The 21,318-nt window shown below is 53.3% G+C and carries 14 protein-coding genes; 4 read left to right on the top strand and 10 right to left on the bottom strand.

What is annotated here, in order from left to right; all coding sequences use genetic code 11:
- Positions 1–174 precede the first annotated feature (174 nt).
- The 5 genes from rpsA to Q5705_08365 all read right to left on the bottom strand — a co-directional run bounded on the left by rpsA (position 175) and on the right by Q5705_08365 (position 6,105).
- Positions 175–1,848 (bottom strand): 30S ribosomal protein S1, encoded by a 1,674-nt coding sequence (gene rpsA / locus Q5705_08385; GenBank protein ID WLI78543.1) that lies wholly within the window; start codon positions 1,846–1,848, stop codon positions 175–177.
- 116 nt (positions 1,849–1,964) lie between these two features.
- Positions 1,965–2,648, bottom strand: coding sequence for a (d)CMP kinase (cmk, locus tag Q5705_08380; GenBank protein WLI78542.1), 684 nt, complete (start codon positions 2,646–2,648; stop codon positions 1,965–1,967).
- Positions 2,649–2,813: 165 nt separating this feature from the next.
- Positions 2,814–4,097, bottom strand: a complete 1,284-nt coding sequence (gene aroA, locus Q5705_08375) for a 3-phosphoshikimate 1-carboxyvinyltransferase (protein WLI78541.1) — start codon at positions 4,095–4,097, stop codon at positions 2,814–2,816.
- Between the two features lie 67 nt (positions 4,098–4,164).
- Positions 4,165–5,250, bottom strand: a complete 1,086-nt coding sequence (gene serC, locus Q5705_08370) for a 3-phosphoserine/phosphohydroxythreonine transaminase (protein ID WLI78540.1) — start codon at positions 5,248–5,250, stop codon at positions 4,165–4,167.
- 162 nt (positions 5,251–5,412) lie between these two features.
- Positions 5,413–6,105, bottom strand: coding sequence for a DUF421 domain-containing protein (locus tag Q5705_08365; GenBank protein ID WLI78539.1), 693 nt, complete (start codon positions 6,103–6,105; stop codon positions 5,413–5,415).
- A 137-nt stretch (positions 6,106–6,242) separates the two neighbouring features.
- Between Q5705_08365 and ycaO the strand changes: the two genes are divergently transcribed.
- The 4 genes from ycaO to pflA all read left to right on the top strand — a co-directional run bounded on the left by ycaO (position 6,243) and on the right by pflA (position 12,536).
- On the top strand, positions 6,243–8,003 hold the full coding sequence (gene ycaO, locus Q5705_08360) for a 30S ribosomal protein S12 methylthiotransferase accessory factor YcaO (protein WLI78538.1): 1,761 nt from the start codon (positions 6,243–6,245) through the stop codon (positions 8,001–8,003).
- Between the two features lie 406 nt (positions 8,004–8,409).
- Positions 8,410–9,267, top strand: coding sequence for a formate transporter FocA (gene focA / locus Q5705_08355; GenBank protein ID WLI78537.1), 858 nt, complete (start codon positions 8,410–8,412; stop codon positions 9,265–9,267).
- Between the two features lie 51 nt (positions 9,268–9,318).
- Entirely contained in the window at positions 9,319–11,601 is a 2,283-nt protein-coding gene (pflB, locus tag Q5705_08350) for a formate C-acetyltransferase (protein ID WLI78536.1), read from the top strand.
- 194 nt (positions 11,602–11,795) lie between these two features.
- Entirely contained in the window at positions 11,796–12,536 is a 741-nt protein-coding gene (pflA, locus tag Q5705_08345) for a pyruvate formate lyase 1-activating protein (protein ID WLI78535.1), read from the top strand.
- A 67-nt stretch (positions 12,537–12,603) separates the two neighbouring features.
- Here the strand turns inward: pflA and Q5705_08340 are convergent, their stop codons facing one another.
- The 5 genes from Q5705_08340 to Q5705_08320 form a co-directional block, all read right to left on the bottom strand.
- On the bottom strand, positions 12,604–13,752 hold the full coding sequence (locus Q5705_08340; GenBank protein WLI78534.1) for an MFS transporter: 1,149 nt from the start codon (positions 13,750–13,752) through the stop codon (positions 12,604–12,606).
- 300 nt (positions 13,753–14,052) lie between these two features.
- Positions 14,053–15,345, bottom strand: coding sequence for a serine--tRNA ligase (gene serS, locus Q5705_08335; protein WLI78533.1), 1,293 nt, complete (start codon positions 15,343–15,345; stop codon positions 14,053–14,055).
- Between the two features lie 91 nt (positions 15,346–15,436).
- Positions 15,437–16,780, bottom strand: coding sequence for a replication-associated recombination protein RarA (gene rarA, locus Q5705_08330; GenBank protein ID WLI78532.1), 1,344 nt, complete (start codon positions 16,778–16,780; stop codon positions 15,437–15,439).
- A 9-nt stretch (positions 16,781–16,789) separates the two neighbouring features.
- Positions 16,790–17,401, bottom strand: a complete 612-nt coding sequence (lolA, locus tag Q5705_08325) for an outer membrane lipoprotein chaperone LolA (protein WLI78531.1) — start codon at positions 17,399–17,401, stop codon at positions 16,790–16,792.
- A gap of 118 nt (positions 17,402–17,519) precedes the next feature.
- Entirely contained in the window at positions 17,520–21,254 is a 3,735-nt protein-coding gene (locus tag Q5705_08320) for a DNA translocase FtsK 4TM domain-containing protein (protein WLI78530.1), read from the bottom strand.
- Between the last annotated feature and the right edge of the window lie 64 nt (positions 21,255–21,318).

Here is a 21,318-nt window from a genome sequence, read left to right as displayed (position 1 = left end):
CCGGTTTCCTTCAACGCAAATTAGCTTAATAGCTTTAACAAGGGCGGCCGCAGCCGCCCTTTGTCATTGATTACAGGACGAATCCTGTAATCTGTCAAGTTACTCATCATCTATCACGCTGAAACCTTGTGACTTTCGTCCTGTTACAGCGTAAATAAATCGGAGCGCTTGATATTACTCGCCTTTCGCTGCTTTGAAAGCTTCAGCCATAGCGCTAGAGAAGTTACCTTCTTCCTGTTTGTTGTTAACAGTCGCGATGGCATCTTTCTCGTCAGCTTCGTCTTTCGCACGAACAGACAGGCTAACTACGCGGTTTTTACGGTCAACACCGGTGAACTTAGCTTCAACATCGTCGCCAACATTCAGAACCAGAGTTGCGTCTTCAACGCGGTCACGGGAAGCTTCAGAAGCGCGCAGGTAACCTTCAACGCCGTCAGCCAGTTCTACAGTTGCGCCTTTCGCGTCAACAGCAGTGACTTTACCGTTTACGATTGCGCCTTTCTTGTTCAGTGCAACGTAGTTGTTGAACGGATCTTCTGCGAGCTGTTTAACGCCCAGGGAGATACGTTCACGCTCTGCATCAACTTGCAGAACAACGGCTGCGATTTCGTCGCCTTTTTTGTATTCACGAACTGCTTCTTCGCCTGCAACGTTCCAGGAGATGTCAGACAGGTGAACCAGGCCGTCGATACCGCCGTCCAGGCCGATGAAGATACCAAAGTCAGTAATAGACTTGATTTTACCTTCAACGCGGTCGCCCTTGTTGTGGGTTTCAGCGAACTGCTGCCACGGGTTGGATTTGCACTGTTTCAGGCCCAGGGAGATACGACGACGTTCTTCGTCGATATCCAGAACCATAACTTCCACTACGTCGCCAACGTTAACAACTTTGGACGGGTGAATGTTTTTGTTGGTCCAATCCATTTCGGAAACGTGAACCAGGCCTTCAACGCCCTCTTCGATTTCAACGAAGCAGCCGTAGTCAGTCAGGTTGGTCACGCGGCCAGTCAGCTTGGTGCCTTCCGGGTAACGTTTAGCAATAGCAACCCACGGATCTTCGCCCAGCTGTTTCAGGCCCAGGGATACACGGGTACGCTCGCGATCGAATTTCAGCACTTTAACAGTGATTTCGTCGCCAACGTTTACGATTTCGCTCGGATGCTTAACGCGTTTCCATGCCATATCAGTGATATGCAGCAGGCCGTCAACGCCACCCAGATCAACGAATGCACCGTAGTCAGTGAGGTTCTTAACGATACCTTTAACTTCCATGCCTTCTTGCAGGTTTTCCAGCAGCTGATCGCGTTCTGCGCTGTTTTCGGATTCGATAACCGCACGACGGGAAACAACAACGTTGTTACGCTTCTGGTCAAGCTTGATTACTTTGAATTCAAGCTCTTTGCCTTCCAGGTGCAGAGTGTCACGGACCGGACGAACGTCTACCAGGGAACCCGGCAGGAACGCACGAATACCGTTCAGCTCAACAGTGAAGCCGCCCTTGACTTTGCCGTTGATAACACCGGTAACAGTTTCAGCGTCTTCGTAAGCTTTTTCCAGCGTGATCCAAGCTTCATGACGTTTAGCTTTTTCACGGGACAGCAGGGTTTCACCGAAGCCGTCTTCAACTGCATCCAGAGCAACGTCAACTTTGTCACCAACCTGGATTTCCAGTTCGCCCTGGGCGTTTTTGAACTGCTCAGCCGGAATGGCGGACTCAGATTTCAGACCGGCGTCAACCAGTACTACGTCTTTGTCGATAGCAACAACAACACCGCGAACGATAGAACCCGGGCGGGTTTCGATTTCTTTCAGGGACTCTTCAAAGAGTTGAGCAAAAGATTCTGTCATATTGATAATCTTCAGGATTCTTCAATTTAACGTCCACCTGGCTTCATGCCGGATGGGGTTGTTTTACATGCCTGCACACACTCCATTGCAGCAGGAGGTACTACGAATTCGGTCGCTTATGCGAGAGCCAATTTTTGGCGAGCGTATTGTAGCGCTTTCTCAATCACTTGCTCAATGCTTAAGCGGGTGGAATCCAACACTAAAGCATCGGCAGCAGGAACCAGCGGTGCAACAGGACGATTACGATCGCGATCGTCACGTTCCTTTATCTCGGCCAAAAGGCGTTCAAAGTTAACACTAAAGCCCTTCTCCTGCAACTGTAGCATGCGCCGATGCGCGCGCTCTTCAGAAGAAGCATCAAGGAAAATTTTCACTGGCGCATCAGGAAATACCACCGTTCCCATATCGCGACCATCAGCGATAAGGCCCGGCGATTCACGAAAGGCGCGCTGGCGGCGTAATAATGCTTCACGTACGCGCGGGAACGCCGCAATTTGCGATGCCGCATTCGCCACATCCTGCGTGCGAATTTCACCGCTGACATCTTCCCCTTCAAGAATCACTTCCAGATGACCATCGGTCGACACGAATCGCACGTCCAGATGCGCGGCCAGCGGAACGAGGACCTCTTCAGAGGAGACATCAACATGGTGATGTAGCGCAGCAAGCGCCAGCACACGATAAATTGCGCCTGAATCTAACAGATGCCACTGCAACGCTTCCGCCATTGCCTTGCAAAGGGTGCCTTTCCCCGCACCGCTTGGCCCATCAATGGTAATTACCGGGGCAATTGCCGTCATCTTTTTCTCCTTATCGGGGCATATCGTTACGTAAACGCCGCGCATTATACGCGCCAAAGCGCGTGATGGTTACTGTTGCGTGCGAATAACAGAAGAGTATGAGGCTGAGTGTAGAATAATTGCGCGGGAGACGGGCTGATTTACACCAGCCCGGGAGAGAGCAGGTTACGCCAGCGTGCTAATGCGGGCTAATTGTTCGAAATAATCTGGAAATGTTTTTGCCGTACATTTCGGGTCGAGAATGGTCACCGGCGTATCCGACAGCGCCACCAGCGAGAAGCACATTGCCATACGGTGGTCGTTATAGGTGCTAATGTCGGCAAACTGTAATTTTGCCGGTGGCGTCACGCGGATAAAATCCTCGCCCTCCTCCACCGTCGCGCCGACTTTACGCAACTCAGTCGCCATCGCGAACAAACGGTCGGTCTCTTTCACACGCCAGTTATAGATGTTACGTAACGTCGTGGTGCCTTTGGCAAACAGCGCCGCAGTGGCGATAGTCATTGCCGCATCCGGGATATGGTTCATATCCATATCAATAGCGTTCAATTCGCCGCGCGTACAGGCAATATAGTCATCACCCCAGACCACCGTCGCACCCATTTTTTCCAGCACATCAGCGAAACGGATATCGCCCTGCACACTGTTGCGGCCAATACCTGTCACTTTCACCGTGCCACCTTTAATTGCCGCAGCGGCAAGAAAATAAGAGGCTGAAGAGGCATCGCCTTCCACCAGATACTGACCAGGCGACTGATAATGCTGGCCGCCGCGCACAACGAAACGCTGGTATTGCTGGTTTTCGACCTCAACTCCGAATGTTTTCATCAGGTGCAAGGTGATATCAATATAGGGTTTAGAGACCAAATCGCCTTTAATTGCAATTACGGTATCCTGCGGTGCAAGCGGCGCGGTCATCAGCAATGCCGTTAAGAACTGGCTGGAAACGCTGCCATCGACGCTAACATTACCGCCAGTGAAACCACCACGCAGGCGCAGAGGCGGATAATTTTCCTGCTCAAGATAATCGATTTTTGCCCCGCCCTGGCGCAGCGCGTCGACCAGATGTCCAATCGGCCGCTCTTTCATGCGCGGTTCACCGGTCAGCACTAAATCATTTGTGCCCAGGCACAATGCAGCCGCCAGCGGACGCATTGCCGTTCCGGCGTTGCCGAGAAACAGTTCGAGTTTTTCCGCCGATTGCAGTGGGCCGCCAAAGCCGATCACTTCGCAGCGGGTGCGATCGGCGGATAAGGTGTAATGAACTCCCAGCGCATTAAGGGCATTGAGCATATGGCGCACATCGTCGCTGTCCAGCAAGTTGGTCAGCACGGTCGTACCACGAGCAAATGCGGCAAGCAGCAAGGCGCGGTTTGAGACACTTTTCGAACCAGGCAGATTGATGGTGCCATCTACCCGCGCGATGGGTTGTAACGTCAGGGATTCCATGAAACTTCACTCTCTACAGACAAAATAAAACCCCGCAGTCCAACTGCGGGGAGTATCGACCAGGTTATTAGCCGTGACGGCGCTCGAAGTCCACCATAAAGTCGGTCAGCGCCTGTACGCCAGCCAGCGGCATTGCATTATAAATAGAGGCGCGCATACCACCCACCACACGATGGCCTTTCAGCGCGTGCAGCCCGGCGGCGAAAGACTCTTCCAGGAAAACTTTATCCAGCGCGCTGTCCGCCAGTTGGAAAGGCACGTTCATACGGGAGCGGTTGGCCTTCGCCACATCATTGCGATAGAAATCGCTGCGGTCGATAACGCCATACAGCAAATCGGCTTTTTGTTGGTTGATAGCATCCATTGCGGCCACGCCGCCCTGTTTTTTCAGCCATTTAAAGACCAGGCCTGAGAGATACCAGGCAAAAGTTGGCGGCGTATTGAACATTGAGTCATTTTCATTGAGTACGGTGTAGTCAAGAATTGACGGGCAAGCCTGATGCGCTTTGCCAAGCAGATCTTCACGGACAATGACCAGCGTCAGCCCCGCCGGGCCGATGTTTTTCTGCGCACCAGCGTAGATAACACCAAAACGGCTGACATCAATGGGGCGAGAGAGAATCGTTGAAGAGAAATCGGCGGCCACGATCGTATCGCCAAAATCCGGGGTTTCGTCGATGGCGATCCCGTCGATGGTTTCGTTCGGGCAGTAATGCAAATAAGCAGCATTGTCGCTTAGTTGCCAGTCATGCATCGGTTTTACCGCGCGCAGGCCGTCAACGGTGGTTTTGGCGTCGATCACATTGGGTGTGCAATATTTTTTCGCTTCTTTCACCGCGCTGGCGGCCCAGTAGCCAGCATCAACGTAATCGGCAGTGGTTTTATCGCCCAGCAGGTTCAGCGGTACGCCTGCAAACTGGCCGCGACCGCCACCGTGACAGAACAAAACCTTATAGTTGGAGGGAATATTCAGCAGTTCACGAAAATCCTTTTCTGCCTCTTCCGCCACCTGGATAAACTCTTTGCCACGGTGGCTGATTTCCATCACCGACGTACCAAGACCTTGCCAGTCGCGTAATTCCTGTTGCGCCTGTTTGAGCACATCCGCCGGTAATACTGCCGGGCCAGAACTAAAATTGAAGACCTGAGTCATTTCCCCTCACCACGCTATAAAGCAATAAGTTATTCCTGTGACATCGGTTTTATCATTGAGCGCCACGCGCCGCAACGGGTAATCGGAGGTGGGGGAAAGTTGTGCACTATATCACATAGCAGAATGTTTTGTCTGGCGAAAGCAGACCCGATAAAAACCCTGTTATGTCACGCGAATTGCCCTGCTGGCCTTCGACCATTCCGGATTTCCACAGCGCGGACAGGCTTTCTCTTCGCCGACATGCAACATGACAATTTTACTGCACCGTACACACACGTAATTCCCTTCTTCGGGGACTTCAGTGAACCGCTCGCTACAGCCTTCCGGCAAAATACACAGGCCGGGTTTGACTTCCTCATCGGTAAAGTAATACACGCTAAGCTGCCCGTTGGTTTCCATAATCGCCAGCCGGACTTGCCCTAACTGTTCGACCCCATTTGTGCGCAGCTCCATAAAAAACTCGAATTCAGTCAGGTTCTCTTCATGCAATTTTTCCCATGCCAGCTCGCCGTCCTGCACAATGACCACCGGTTTGCCTTCCAGTAAATCTTCGAGCTTTTCGCTATGGGACATCAGCCACATTACCAGGCGGTAAAGTAATGCCAGCGTAATGAAAACCACCAGCACCGGCAGCATCGGAACATCATCATAAAACGCCACATCCCCTGCCGCTGACCCTAATGTCAGAATAATCAATACCTCAAACAGCGACATCTGCCGTACACCGCGCCGGCCGGTGATTTTGAGAAACAGGAAGACCAGGACGAAGGTATACAGGCTACGTAGCGAGACTTCCCACAAGAAATCCAGTGGGACCTTGTCAAGCGCCATACGATGCAGGTCAAACGCTTTCATTTTTAATGCCTTAACAGTGAGTTACTCACATTAAGCATAGCCAGAAGTTTTATTTTCGCCCGGCAAGGGTGGAAGATAGCGCCAGTCACCTAAAACCCGTATCATTGCGCGCTTTACGTACGAAAAAAGTGACTGCCATGACTCAAACATTTATTCCCGGCAAAGATGCCGCGCTGGAAGATTCCATCGCCCGCTTCCAGCAAAAGCTCACCGATCTTGGTTTTACTATCGAAGAAGCCTCCTGGCTAAATCCTGTGCCGAACGTCTGGTCTGTGCATATTCGCGATAAAGAGTGCGCGCTGTGCTTTACCAACGGCAAAGGCGCAACGAAAAAAGCCGCACTGGCCTCCGCGTTAGGTGAATACTTCGAGCGTCTTTCCACTAACTACTTCTTTGCTGACTTCTGGCTGGGCGACGCTATCGCACAGGGGCCGTTTGTTCATTATCCCAATGAGAAGTGGTTCCCGCTGCCGGAGGATGACTCTCTGCCGGAAGGCATTCTCGATGCGCGTTTGCGTGCGTACTACGATCCAGAAAACGAACTGGCCGCCGGTATGCTGATTGATTTGCAATCCGGCAACGAAGAACGCGGCATCTGCGCCCTGCCGTTCACCCGCCAGTCTGATGAGCAGACGGTGTATATTCCGATGAATATCGTCGGCAACCTGTATGTCTCCAACGGCATGTCCGCCGGTAACACCCGCAATGAAGCGCGTGTGCAAGGGTTGTCTGAAGTTTTCGAACGTCACATTAAAAACCGCATTATCGCAGAGAGCATCAGCCTGCCGGAGATCCCGCAAGCAGTGCTGGCGCGCTATCCGGGCGTGGTTGAAGCCATTGCCAAACTGGAAGCTGAAGGTTTCCCAATCTTCGCTTACGACGGCTCGCTGGGCGGTAAATACCCGGTTATCTGCGTGGTGTTGTTCAACCCGGCAAACGGTACGTGCTTCGCCTCTTTTGGCGCACACCCGGACTTCGGCGTGGCGCTGGAGCGTACCGTGACCGAGCTGTTGCAGGGCCGCAGCCTGAAAGATCTGGATGTCTTTACGCCACCGACCTTTGATGACGAAGAAGTGGCGGAACATGCGAACCTCGAAACGCACTTCATCGACTCAAGCGGTTTGATCTCCTGGGATCTCTTCAAGCAGGACGCCGATTATCCGTTTGTTGACTGGAGCTTTGCGGGCACGACAGAAGAAGAGTTCGCCACGCTGATGAGCATCTTCCAGGCAGAAGATAAAGAAGTGTATATCGCCGATTACGAGCATCTGGGCGTCTATGCCTGCCGTATTCTGGTGCCGGGCATGTCTGATATCTATCCGGCGGAAGATTTGTGGCTGGCAAATAACGCCATGGGCAGCCATCTGCGGGAAACCCTCCTCTCTCTGCCGGGCAGTGAGTGGGAGAGAGAAGATTACCTCAATCTGATTGCGCAACTGGATGATGAAGGTCACGACGACTTTACCCGCGTGCGCGAGCTGCTGGGGCTGGCGACCGGCAAAGATAACGGCTGGTACACCCTGCGTATTGGCGAGTTGAAAGCGATGCTGGCGCTGGCCGGTGGCGATCTCGATCAGGCGCTCGCCTGGACCGAATGGACTATCGAATTCAACGCCTCTATCTTCAGTGCGGAACGCGCAAACTACTACCGTTGCCTGCAAACCTTACTCCTGCTGGCGCTGGAAGAGGAACGCGAGCCGCTGCAATATCTCAACGCTTTTGTGCGCATGTATGGCGCACAGGCGGTGGAAGCAGCAAGCGCCGCGCTCAGCGGCGAAGCGCCATTCTATGGTTTGCAACCCGCCGACGGAACATTGCAGGCGTTTCCGGCACATCAATCTTTGTTAGCCGCTTACGAAAAATTACAACGTGCGAAAGTCGCTTACTGGGATAAGTAACGATAAATAACACGACAAGAGGTAGGCTTAATCTCAGGTCTACGCTATATTACGGGGCAATTTCATTGCCCCTTTTTTATTATATTTAGGCAATGAATGCCTGATGTAATAATTAAGTTAAATGTGGGTAAATATTATTTTCGTCACATATCTTATTTTGTTACTTTTTATGGCAATTACCCCATTTTAATTAACTGCTGTTTGGGAGATCGCTTAAAATTATTCAAATCATTTTATAACTTTTAAACTTTATTTTTATTTAGATAATCAACAAGTTACTCCGCATTTGCCGAAAAACCATACGCTTTGCGGTCCTATAAGCCAGGCGAGATATGATCCATATCAAATTCTCTTCTATAATGCTTTGTTAGTATCTCGTCGCCGACTTAATAAAGAGAGAGTTAGTGTGAAAGCTGACAACCCTTTTGATCTTATACTTCCAGCTGAGATGGCAAAAGTTGCCGAAGAAGCTGGTGTCTATAAAGCGACTAAACATCCGCTGAAGACTTTTTACCTGGCGATCACCGCCGGTGTGTTTATCTCCATTGCTTTCGTTTTCTATATCACTGCCACGACCGGTACTGCGACGATGCCGTATGGTATTGCTAAACTGATCGGTGGTATCTGTTTCTCACTTGGCCTAATTCTTTGCATCATTTGCGGTGCAGATCTCTTCACGTCGACCGTGCTGATTGTAGTGGCGAAAGCCAGCGGGCGGATCACCTGGGGTCAATTGGCCCGTAACTGGCTCAACGTCTATTTCGGCAACCTGGTGGGCGCACTGCTCTTTGTCTTATTAATGTGGTTGTCCGGCGAGCATATGGTCGCCAACGGCGGATGGGGCTTAAATGTTCTCCAGACCGCAGATCACAAGGTACACCATACGTTCATCGAAGCTGTTGCGCTGGGTATTCTGGCGAACCTGATGGTCTGCATGGCTGTGTGGATGAGTTATTCCGGCCGCAGCTTAATGGACAAAGCGATGATCATGGTGCTGCCGGTTGCGATGTTTGTCGCCAGCGGTTTTGAGCACAGCATTGCGAACATGTTCATGATCCCGATGGGTATCGTAATTCGCGACTTTGCGAGCCCGGAGTTCTGGACCGCAATCGGTTCCAGCCCGGAAAGTTTTTCTCACCTGACCATTATGAATTTCATCACTGATAACCTGATCCCCGTAACAATCGGGAACATCATTGGTGGAGGCTTATTGGTCGGGTTGACATACTGGGTCATTTACCTGCGTGGCAACGATCATCATTAATGGTTGTTCCAGGCAGTAAATAAAAAATCCACTTAAGAAGGTAGGTGTTACATGTCCGAGCTTAACGAAAAATTAGCCACAGCCTGGGAAGGTTTTACTAAAGGCGATTGGCAAAACGCAGTAAACGTACGTGACTTTATCCAGAAAAACTACACCCCGTATGAAGGCGACGAGTCCTTCCTGGCTGGCGCTACTGACGCGACCACCAAGCTGTGGGACAAAGTCATGGAAGGCGTTAAACTGGAAAACCGCACTCACGCGCCAGTTGATTTCGACACCTCCGTTGCCTCCACCATCACTTCTCATGACGCTGGCTACATTAACAAACAGCTTGAGAAAATCGTTGGTCTGCAAACTGAAGCTCCGCTGAAACGCGCTATCATCCCGTTCGGCGGCATCAAAATGGTTGAAGGTTCTTGCAAAGCGTATAACCGCGAACTGGATCCTGCTCTTAAAAAAATCTTCACCGAATACCGTAAAACCCACAACCAGGGCGTATTCGATGTTTACACCAAAGACATTCTGAACTGCCGTAAATCCGGTGTTCTGACCGGTCTGCCGGATGCTTACGGCCGTGGCCGTATTATCGGTGACTACCGTCGTGTTGCGCTGTACGGTATCGACTTCCTGATGAAAGACAAATATGCCCAGTTCCAGTCTCTGCAATCAGATCTGGAAAATGGCGTGAATCTGGAAGCGACTATCCGTCTGCGCGAAGAAATTGCTGAACAGCATCGCGCTCTGGGTCAGATCAAAGAGATGGCGGCGAAATATGGCTGCGATATCTCTGGCCCGGCAACCACCGCTCAGGAAGCGATTCAGTGGACCTACTTCGGCTACCTGGCCGCTGTTAAATCTCAGAACGGCGCTGCCATGTCCTTCGGTCGCGTATCCACCTTCCTGGACGTGTACATCGAACGTGACCTGAAAGCAGGCAAAATCACTGAACAAGACGCACAGGAAATGATTGACCACCTGGTCATGAAACTGCGTATGGTCCGCTTCCTGCGTACCCCTGAGTATGATGAACTGTTCTCTGGTGACCCGATTTGGGCAACCGAATCCATCGGTGGTATGGGCGTTGACGGTCGTACGCTGGTTTCCAAAAACAGCTTCCGTTTCCTGAACACCCTGTACACCATGGGCCCGTCTCCGGAACCGAACATCACTATTCTGTGGTCTGAAAAACTGCCGCTGAACTTCAAAAAATTCGCTGCAAAAGTCTCCATCGATACCTCTTCTCTGCAATATGAGAACGATGACCTGATGCGTCCTGACTTCAACAACGACGACTACGCCATTGCTTGCTGCGTAAGTCCGATGGTGGTTGGTAAACAAATGCAGTTCTTCGGTGCTCGCGCTAACCTGGCGAAAACCATGCTGTATGCAATCAACGGCGGCGTTGATGAAAAACTGAAAATGCAGGTTGGTCCGAAATCTGAACCAATCAAAGGCGACGTGCTGAAGTTCGACGAAGTAATGGATCGTATGGATCACTTCATGGACTGGCTGGCTAAACAGTATGTCACCGCGCTGAACGTTATCCACTACATGCACGACAAATACAGCTACGAAGCTTCTCTGATGGCGCTGCACGATCGCGACGTTATCCGTACCATGGCTTGCGGTATTGCTGGTCTGTCCGTAGCGGCTGACTCCCTGTCTGCTATCAAATACGCGAAAGTTAAACCGATTCGTGATGAAGACGGTCTGGCTATCGACTTCGAAATCGAAGGCGAATACCCGCAGTTTGGTAACAACGACGCGCGTGTTGATGACCTGGCCGTTGACCTGGTTGAACGTTTCATGAAGAAAATTCAGAAACTGAATACCTACCGCAACGCTATCCCGACGCAGTCTGTTCTGACCATCACGTCTAACGTTGTGTATGGTAAGAAAACCGGTAACACTCCGGATGGCCGTCGCGCTGGTGCGCCGTTCGGACCGGGCGCTAACCCGATGCACGGCCGTGACCAGAAAGGTGCTGTTGCCTCTCTGACCTCCGTGGCTAAACTGCCGTTTGCTTACGCTAAAGATGGTATTTCTTACACCTTCTCTATCGTTCCGAATGCGTTGGGTAAAGACGACGAAGTGCGTAAAACCAACCTGGCTGGCCTGATGGATGGTTACTTCCACCATGAAGCGTCCATCGAAGGTGGTCAGCATCTGAACGTAAACGTGATGAACCGCGAAATGCTGCTCGACGCGATGGAAAACCCGGAAAAATATCCGCAGCTGACCATCCGTGTTTCCGGTTATGCAGTACGCTTTAACTCCCTGACTAAAGAACAGCAGCAGGACGTTATTACCCGTACTTTCACGCAGACCATGTAATGGTATGCACTGAAATTACGCAGTAAAAAGCGTACACTTAAGGCCTCACTGATGTGGGGCCTTTTTAACACCTGTAGCCCGTTTTGTCAGGCATCTATACTTGCTGGATGTCTGCCAAAACAGACTGAGTGCAGACGGAATGAAACTGCACAGACACAGGCCCCGGATGGGCCATATCTGGAGAAAACACCGCAATGTCAGTTATTGGTCGCATTCACTCCTTCGAATCCTGCGGTACGGTCGACGGCCCAGGCATCCGCTTTATTACCTTCTTTCAGGGCTGCCTGATGCGCTGCCTCTACTGCCATAACCGCGATACCTGGGACACGCACGGCGGTAAAGAAATTACCGTTGAAGAACTGATGAAAGATGTCGTCACCTATCGCCACTTTATGAATGCCTCCGGCGGCGGCGTTACTGCGTCCGGCGGCGAAGCTATTTTGCAGGCGGAGTTTGTTCGTGACTGGTTTCGCGCCTGCCGCAAAGAAGGCATCCACACCTGCCTCGATACCAACGGCTTTGTTCGCCGTTACGATCCGGTGATCGATGAGTTGTTAGAAGTCACCGATCTGGTGATGCTCGATCTGAAGCAGATGAACGATGAGATCCACCAGAATCTGGTCGGCGTATCTAACCACCGTACGCTGGAGTTCGCGCAATATCTGGCGAAGAAAAATGTTAACGTGTGGATCCGCTACGTAGTTGTGCCGGGCTGGTCAGACGATGACGACTCCGCACATCGCCTCGGTGAGTTCACCCGTAATATGGGCAATGTCGAAAAAATCGAACTGCTGCCTTACCATGAACTCGGCAAACACAAGTGGGTAGCGATGGGTGAAGAGTACAAGCTGGACGGCGTTCACCCGCCCAAGAAAGAGACGATGGAGCGCGTCAAAGGCATTCTGGAGCAGTACGGTCATAAAGTGATGTACTGAGCCTTAGCCCCAACAAAAAAGCCACAACAGCGTGTTGTGGCTTTTTTTTATGCCGGACGGGTAATCCTCAGGCGTGGGCGACGGGTGTCGGATGATGACCCGCTTTACGCATCAGCATCACCAGATAGACCAGCGACACACCGGCAATCATGATAAACAGCAGGCTGTCGGAATAGCTCTGCATCAGCATGGCGGTCAGTGTCGGGCCAAGCAGACTACCGATGGTATAGCTCAGCAGCAGCGCCTGGTTCATCGCCACCAGTTGATGGTGTTCCACTTTTTCACAGGCCCAGGCCATCGCCACCGGATAAAGGGTAAAACCCGCCGTGCCCAGCACAAATAGCGCCGGAGCCATCGCTGCGTTACTGAGCATGCCGAAACAGCCGATAATCACCACGAATACCTGCACGCGCAGCACCAGCAAGCGACCAAAACGGTCCGCCATACGGCCAACAGGCCACTGACCGATAATGCCAGCGCTGACCATTAATGCCATCCAGAAGCCGATCCCGGAATCACTAATGCCCTGATGGGAGAGATAGAGCGGCATCAGTCCATACAAAGAGCCAAGAATAATCCCGGAAATAATACAGCCATTGACCCCAAGACGCGCATGACGCAGGCGCAGCATCGGCCATACCAACGTAGCCGCCTGCTCTTCGCTGTGCTGATTGACGATGCGGGTAAATAACAACGGCAAAATGGCAGCCAGCACAAGGCCGGTAACCCACGGCAGCACGCTCATCAACTCGGTCGGCAATTTGCTGACCATTAACTGACCGAGCACCGTACCCACGTAATAAACCATCATATAGGCGGCCAGCAGGCGTCCCCGGTTGTGGGACGTGCCGCTACACATCAGCGCACTTTCAACTACGACCCAAATCATCGCGCAGCCTACGCCAGCAATAAAGCGCCAGACCATCCAGCTCCAGAAGCCGACCATCAGCCCTAACCCTACGCACCCCACAGCAAAAATCAGCGAAGCAAGGTAATAGCTGCGATTGAAACCCAGCCGACGGATCAAGCGCCCGGTGAGTAACGTCCCGAGCAAATTACCGGTGAAATAGGAAGAGCCAACCATGCCGACCTGCCACGTTGGCAGATTTTCATGGGCGAGCCAAAGTGGCACGAGCGTGTTCAGCGTCGCGATCGCCAGGGTCAACAGCATCAGGCCACAGAGCAGTAATAGCACCGGCCGGGTATAGGTGGTCATGGGTAAAAACCGTGAGGAAGTTCAGATTTCGTGCGCATCATGCCACTGGCAAAAACATTGTCAATCCACTGTTTTCAGGCCCTGGCGGGTTTTGCGGTACGACGATTCGTAAAACTTATCTACTGCGTTGTCCGGGTGCGAAGAAAATTTCACAGCATATTGATTAATGAAGGATATTTCGCAGAGTGCTCAAATTTATCAGTCGAAAAAATTCATGATGATTTACGGCCAAACAGCGCTGAAAAATAAGCAATAAAAAAGCGCCCGTAGGCGCTTTTCAGAAATATTCAGAACCGGCGATTAACCGATGTACTCAAGCCCGTTCATATACGGACGCAGCACTTCCGGTACTTCAATGCGACCATCAGCCTGCTGATAGTTTTCCAGCACCGCAACCAGCGTACGACCGACTGCCAGCCCGGATCCGTTCAGCGTGTGCACCAGACGGGTTTTCTTGTCGGACTTGCTGCGGCAACGCGCTTGCATACGACGCGCCTGGAAATCCCACACGTTAGAGCAGGAAGAGATTTCGCGGTAGGTATCCTGCGCCGGGACCCACACTTCCAAATCGTAGGTTTTGCATGCGCCAAAGCCCATATCACCAGTACAGAGCAGCACTTTACGGTATGGCAGACCGAGCAGTTGCAGTACTTTTTCTGCATGACCGGTCATCTCTTCCAGCGCCGCCATTGAATCTTCCGGGCGAACGATTTGAACCATCTCGACTTTGTCGAACTGATGCATACGGATAAGACCTCGGGTATCACGGCCGTAAGAACCAGCTTCAGAGCGGAAGCACGGTGTATGCGCGGTCATTTTGATTGGCAGCGCCTCTTCGTCGAGGATCTCATCACGCACCAGGTTGGTCAGCGGCACTTCTGCGGTCGGGATCAGTGCATAGTTGCTGCTGTCAGACTCTTCTTCCAACGGACGAGTATGGAACAGGTCGCCAGCAAATTTTGGCAACTGGCCCGTACCGTACAGTGTGTCGTGGTTCACCAGATACGGCACGTAGTTTTCCGCGTAGCCGTGTTGTTCGGTATGCAGATCCAGCATGAACTGCGCCAGCGCGCGATGCATACGGGCGATCTGCCCTTTCATCACCACAAAACGGGAGCCGGTCAGTTTTACCGCCGCGGCAAAATCGAGCCCGCTGTGCATTTCGCCAAGAGTGACATGATCGCGAATGTCAAAATCGAACTGGCGCGGTGTGCCCCAGCGACTGACTTCAACGTTATCGTTCTCATCACGACCAACCGGAACGCTGTCGTCAGGCAGGTTTGGAATGGTCAGGGCAATCTCGCGGATCTCTGCCTGTAGGGTTTCCAGCTCGGCTTTCGCCGCGTCCAGTTCTTCACCCAGCTTGTTGACTTCCAGGCGTAAAGGCTCGATATCTTCCCCGCGTGCTTTCGCCTGGCCAATGGATTTCGATCGCGAGTTACGCTCTGCCTGAAGGTTTTCAGTATTAACCTGCAAGACTTTACGACGCTCCTCGAGCGCGCGTAATTTATCTACATCCAGCTTAAAGCCCCGGCGTGCCAGTTTTTCAGCGACTGCGTCTGGCTCGGTACGCAGCAGATTGGGATCGAGCATGCTTTTCCTGTGCTTATCGAATTGAAATAAAAGAGCACGATCGCAGCCTGCGACCGTGGGTATAAGCCGTAACCTTACCGCAACGCCCGCACTAGCGATAGCGTTTTATAGGGCTTTTATGATCCTGTTCAGCGAGCCAGGCGAGCTTTTCGCCAATCTTGCCTTCAAGTCCTCTGCTGGTGGGACGGTAATAGCGTGTTTGTGCCATTTCCTGTGGGAAATACTCTTCGCCTGCGGCATAAGCATTGGGTTCATCATGCGCGTAACGATACTCCTGACCATACCCCATCTCTTTCATGAGTTTGGTCGGTGCATTACGCAAATGGACAGGCACGTCAAAATCCGGGCGCTCGCGCGCATCGGCCATTGCCGCTTTGAACGCGGTATAAACTGCATTGCTTTTCGGTGCGCAGGCCAGGTAAACAATGGCCTGCGCAATAGCGCGTTCACCTTCAGCGGGGCCGACCCGGGTAAAACAGTCCCAGGCGGAAATCGCCACCTGCATCGCACGGGGATCGGCATTTCCCACATCTTCTGAGGCGATGGCCAGACAACGGCGCGCCACATACAGCGGATCGCCACCGGCGGTAATAATGCGTGCGTACCAGTAGAGCGCGGCATCCGGTGCGCTACCGCGTACGGATTTGTGGAAGGCGGATATCAGGTCGTAGAAACGGTCCCCCTTGTTATCGAAGCGCGCGCTACGCTCGCCAGCAATTTCGGTCAACAGTTCCGGCTTTAAAACGCGTTTTCCGGCGTCGTCGAGCTCCGCCATGTCCGCCATCATTTCCAGCGTGTTTAGTGCCCGGCGCGCATCGCCATTAACCAGCTCAGCAATGGCCCGCCGGGTATCGTCCGGCAGAACGATATCCTGACCGCCGTAACCGCGGGCTTTATCTTCCATCGCCTGAGTCAGGACGTGCTCAATATCTTCCGTGGTCAGGGATTTCAGCAGGTAAACACGCGCCCGGGAAAGCAGGGCAGAATTGAGTTCAAAAGAGGGGTTTTCGGTAGTCGCACCGATAAAGGTAATCGTGCCGTCTTCAATATGCGGCAGAAATGCATCTTGTTGGCTTTTGTTGAAACGATGAACTTCGTCGACAAACAGGATGGTGCGCCGCCCGGCATTGCGATTCTGACGCGCGCGCTCAATGGCTTCACGGATCTCTTTCACGCCAGAGGTTACCGCAGAAATACGCTCAACATCCGCATTGGCATAACGGGCAATCACTTCCGCGAGGGTTGTTTTCCCCGTTCCCGGTGGCCCCCAGAGGATCATCGAATGCAAATGCCCGGCTTCAATGGCGCGCGGCAAGGGCTTGCCTGCGGCCAGAAGATGTTGCTGGCCAATGTACTGCGCTAAATTTTCTGGCCGCATACGGGCGGCCAGAGGTTGAAACGCATTATCGGAAAAATCGAGCGACATGTTGCTCATGCACGCCTCTTACTTACGTTGATCGTCAACCGTTACGCCCTGCGGCGGGGTAAAGGTGAATTTTGATGCGTCAACTGCGCCATTTTGCTGTGCTTTCAACTGATAGCTACTGCGTTGGTCATCCTGCTCAATGGCGCTGAACTGATGAATTGTGCCATCACGACCCACATTGATAGTGAACTGCTTCAGGTTGCCGCTGCTGCTTTTTGGCGTCAGCACAAAATCGTCGCCTTTTTGCTCAATATTGTACTGCTGCCAGTCGCTGGTCTGGTTACGGGCAATCAGCATAAACGGCGTGTTGCTGGTCGCATCTTTCAGCCAGGTTGCCGTTGCCTGCTCAACGAACGGGTTATAAAACCACAGGGTTTTACCGTCGGACACCAGTACGCTTTCGTCCGGCTGGGTCATATGCCAGTTGAACAAATTAGGGCGTTTCACCCATAAATCCCCCTGGCCTTCCTGTACCGCGGCACCGCTGCCGTCGGTCACTTTCTGGGTAAAACTGGCGTGGAAACTGCTCACTTTATCAAGGCGGCTTTTGAGATCGCTTGCCGCATCCGCCCATACGTTGCTGGCCAGCAAACTGCCCATCAGCGCACAAACCATGGCGATTTTTTTCATTGTCGTTCCTCAGATACGTCACTCCCGACGCGGGAGAATACTTCTGTCACTCTAGGTAACGGGCACCAGGAGAGACAGAAGAAAAGACTGAATTTTAGTTTTTTACCCAAATTTGCAATCAATCAAACGGCGGCGGAGCCAGCACCTCACGGTTTCCGTTATGTCCCTGTTCGCTGACGATGCCTTGCGCTTCCATCTGTTCAATAATGCGCGCCGCGCGGTTATAACCGATGCGGAACTGGCGCTGTACGCCCGAGATCGACGCTTTGCGTTTTTCTGTCACAAAGTTGACTGCCTGGTCGAACAGTGGATCCAGATCTTCGCCGCCGTCGAAACCGCCAGCACCGCCTTCATTTTCGCTGTCGGAGGTAATACCGTCGACGTATTGCGGACGGCCGCGCGCTTTCCAGTCCTGCACCACGGCGTGAACTTCCTGATCGCGGACAAACGCGCCATGGACACGCACCGGTGCAGACGTAGAGTTCGGACCGGAGTACAGCATGTCGCCCATGCCGAGCAGAGATTCCGCGCCGCCCTGATCGAGGATGGTGCGGGAGTCAATTTTGCTCGACACGGTAAAGGCAATACGCGTCGGGATGTTGGCTTTGATCAAACCAGTGATAACGTCGACGGAAGGACGCTGGGTTGCCAGCACCAGGTGGATACCGGCGGCGCGCGCTTTCTGCGCCAGACGCGCAATCAGCTCTTCCACTTTCTTGCCAACGGTCATCATCAGATCGGCGAATTCATCGACCAGCACCACGATGTAAGGCAGTTTTTCCAGCACCGGATGCTGAGCATCCATGCTGTCGCCCGGCTTCCAGTAAGGATCCGGGATCGGGCGGCCCATCCGCGCGGCTTCGGCGATTTTCTCGTTATAGCCCGCAAGATTACGTACGCCCAGCGCGGACATCAGTTTATAGCGACGCTCCATCTCGTTGACACTCCAGCGCAGGGCGTTGGCGGCGTCTTTCATATCCGTGACCACTTCGGTCAACAAATGCGGGATCCCTTCGTAAACGGAGAGCTCCAGCATTTTCGGGTCGATCATGATGAAACGCACATCTTCCGGCGTCGCTTTATACAACATGCTGAGGATCATGGCGTTAACCCCGACCGACTTACCGGAACCGGTGGTACCGGCAACCAACAAGTGCGGCATTTTCGCCAGATCGGCAATCACCGGATCGCCGGCAATGTCTTTACCCAAAACCACGGTGAGCGGCGACGGGTTTTCGCGGAACTTCACGCAGTCCAGCACTTCGCGCAGGTAAACGGTCTGGCGTTTCTTATTCGGCAGTTCCAGGCCGACATATGGCTTGCCCGGGATAACTTCGACCACACGCACGGCAACGGTCGACAAAGAACGCGCCAGGTCGCGGGACAAGTTAGAAATACGCGCGGCCTTCACACCCGGCGCCAGGTTCAGCTCAAAACGTGTGATAACCGGACCTGGCGAGTAGTTCACCACATCAGCTTTGATGCGGAAATCGGCCAGACGCGCTTCAACCAGACGCGCCATTTGCTCCAGAGCAAAGGTATCGACAGGTTCGACTTCCGCTGGCGGCTGTGTCAGCAGATCCAGTGACGGAAGCGGCGTGGTCGGCCTCTGCACCGGACGGCTGTCGCCGTTACGCATCAACAGCGGGTGGATCAGGCTCTCCTGCGGTTGCGGAGCCGGTTGTTGAGGCTGCTGGTGGTGTTGCTGCGGCTGTTGCACAGGCTGCTGATAATGCTGCGGCTGTACTGGTTGCTGATAAGGTTGTTGTGGCTGTTGAAAATGTTGCGGTGGCTGTGCAGGCGCTTCCGGCTCCGGCATCACGCCCGGCGTAAACAGCGGTTCGCTCGGGCCGTCATCGACCAGCGTTTTCAACGGCGAGAGGTCAAAATCCTCGGGCATAAAGGCTTGCGTACCGGCCAACTGATCCCCGCCATAGCGTTGTTGCTGAGATGCAGCAAACTGGCGAGCAAGCTCGGCTTCTTCCGCGTCATCCTCTTCCAGCGCAGGCTGCTGCGCGTGAAATTGCGGTGTCTCATGCTGGTACTCATCACCGTAGCGATCGTGCTGAGTGGCGGCAAACTGACGCGCCAGCTCATTTTGTTGCAGCATTTCGACATCATCATCGGAGAGATGAGGATTCTGTTGACGCAGATCTTCCCGCGCTCGCTCTTCGGCCATGCGCTGGGAAGGGAGTTTAATGCCATAAGAGGCCAGCTCGCGACGCGTTGGTACGCGAACACGATTTGGGCGAGGAAGCTGCGGGCCAATCCCCTCTTTCACCTGCTGACGCGGTGCGCCACCGGCCAGGCTGAAGACCGGCGCGCTCGCTGCTGCGGCTGCGGCATTGCCCGCCGCTTGCTGCACACCCGCGGAGACAGGCACAACGGACGGGTCAACCACCGGAGGTATCGGCATTGACGGCGTGCTGGGTTTGGCTACCGGTTCGGGTTGAACAGGCTCAGGGATCGGCTGATACCAGGCGGCCAGTTGCTCACGCTCGCGCGCGCGCTTCTCTTCAACTTCTTCAAAATAGTAGAGTGGCGGACGGGACTGTTTGACTTCTTCTACAATCGGCTCCGGCTCCAGAATCGTCTCTGGCGCTGGCGCAATTTGCGGTTCGTTTTCTTGCCATGGCAGAGTCTCATGCGGCGTCTGTGCATAGAGATTCTCCTGCGGTGTTACTGGCGCATCAGAGGGCGAGTACTCTTGAGCAACAGGCTGCTGCCATTCGGGCGCAGGCTGCTCATAAGGTGGTTCCTGAGTATATTGCGATACGCCCTGCGACGCAGGTGGTTGCGCATAGGGCCATTCCGGCTGCGGTGTTTGCACCACTGGTTCGGCGGGTGCCGCATAAGCTTGCGTGGCGGCGGTCGTCGCAGCAGCTGCGGCAGCGACAGGTTCCATTACGCTATGACCATTAAATAGCGGATCGTACTCTTGTTCGGTTTCCGTAGCGCGATGGCCGGAAAACAGCACATCATCAGCTTGCGCAGGCACGCCGCGCGCGCTGTAAGCGACCTCTTCGTCATCATCCATGCGTTTACCGGAGAATAACGCTTCGTCAGTTTTACGCCCCATTGGATTGGCGAACTTCTCAGCGATGCGTTTTCGGCGCGCCAGTGCACCGCGCAGGATACGGGCACGACGGGATTCCCGCGGGGCATTCGATGCCTCGTCATCCTCGTATTCATCCTCTTCTTCATACTCATCGTCATCGACCCACGTGTCATCGCGGCGGGTACGATTGCTGGCAAAAGTGAGAATATTCAAAATGACGCTGCCGATTTTCTCGGCGATGGTGACCCACGACCAGCCAGTAAACAGGGTTAGCCCGGCGGCCCAGATGCACAATAAAGCAAGCGTACCGCCGCTGCTGCGAAGCAACGGTTGCAGAGTGGTGCTCAACAAGCTGCCAATCACGCCACCTGACGCGAAGTACCAGATATCATCGGCATTTATCGCGGCCAGACCGCAAGAGGTGAGGATCAGCGCCAACGCACCAATTGTGCGCAAAGAGACGGCGAAATAGTCGATGTAATCTTCACTGGCGCGATGACGCCAGGCAAACCAGCAGCCGCCAATGATGATCACCGGAAGGGTATAAGCCATGATGCCGAAGATGAAAAACAGCGTATCGGCAAGCCATGCGCCGGGCACCCCACCGAGATTGTGGATCGGCTCATGCCAGGCCGTTTGCGACCAGCTTGGGTCGGACGGGTTAAAACTCAAAAGCGCTGCCATCAGCCAGACGGCAGAAAGAGAAACGAGGATCAGCAACGCCTCCAGGAGTCGGCGTCCACTGCTTAGCTTGTTGAATGTGACTTCTTTGTCTTCGGTGTATTCCTGGCTCAAGACAGGCTCTCCAGGGCTTTCATGCTAAAACGGACAACAGCGCCGGGTCTCCCCGGCACTGCTG

Source organism: Kosakonia sp. H02, from assembly GCA_030704225.1.
GTDB lineage: Bacteria > Pseudomonadota > Gammaproteobacteria > Enterobacterales > Enterobacteriaceae > Kosakonia.
The sequence above is the reverse complement of the archived record's forward strand: the minus strand, read 5'-3'. Positions and strand labels throughout refer to the sequence as shown.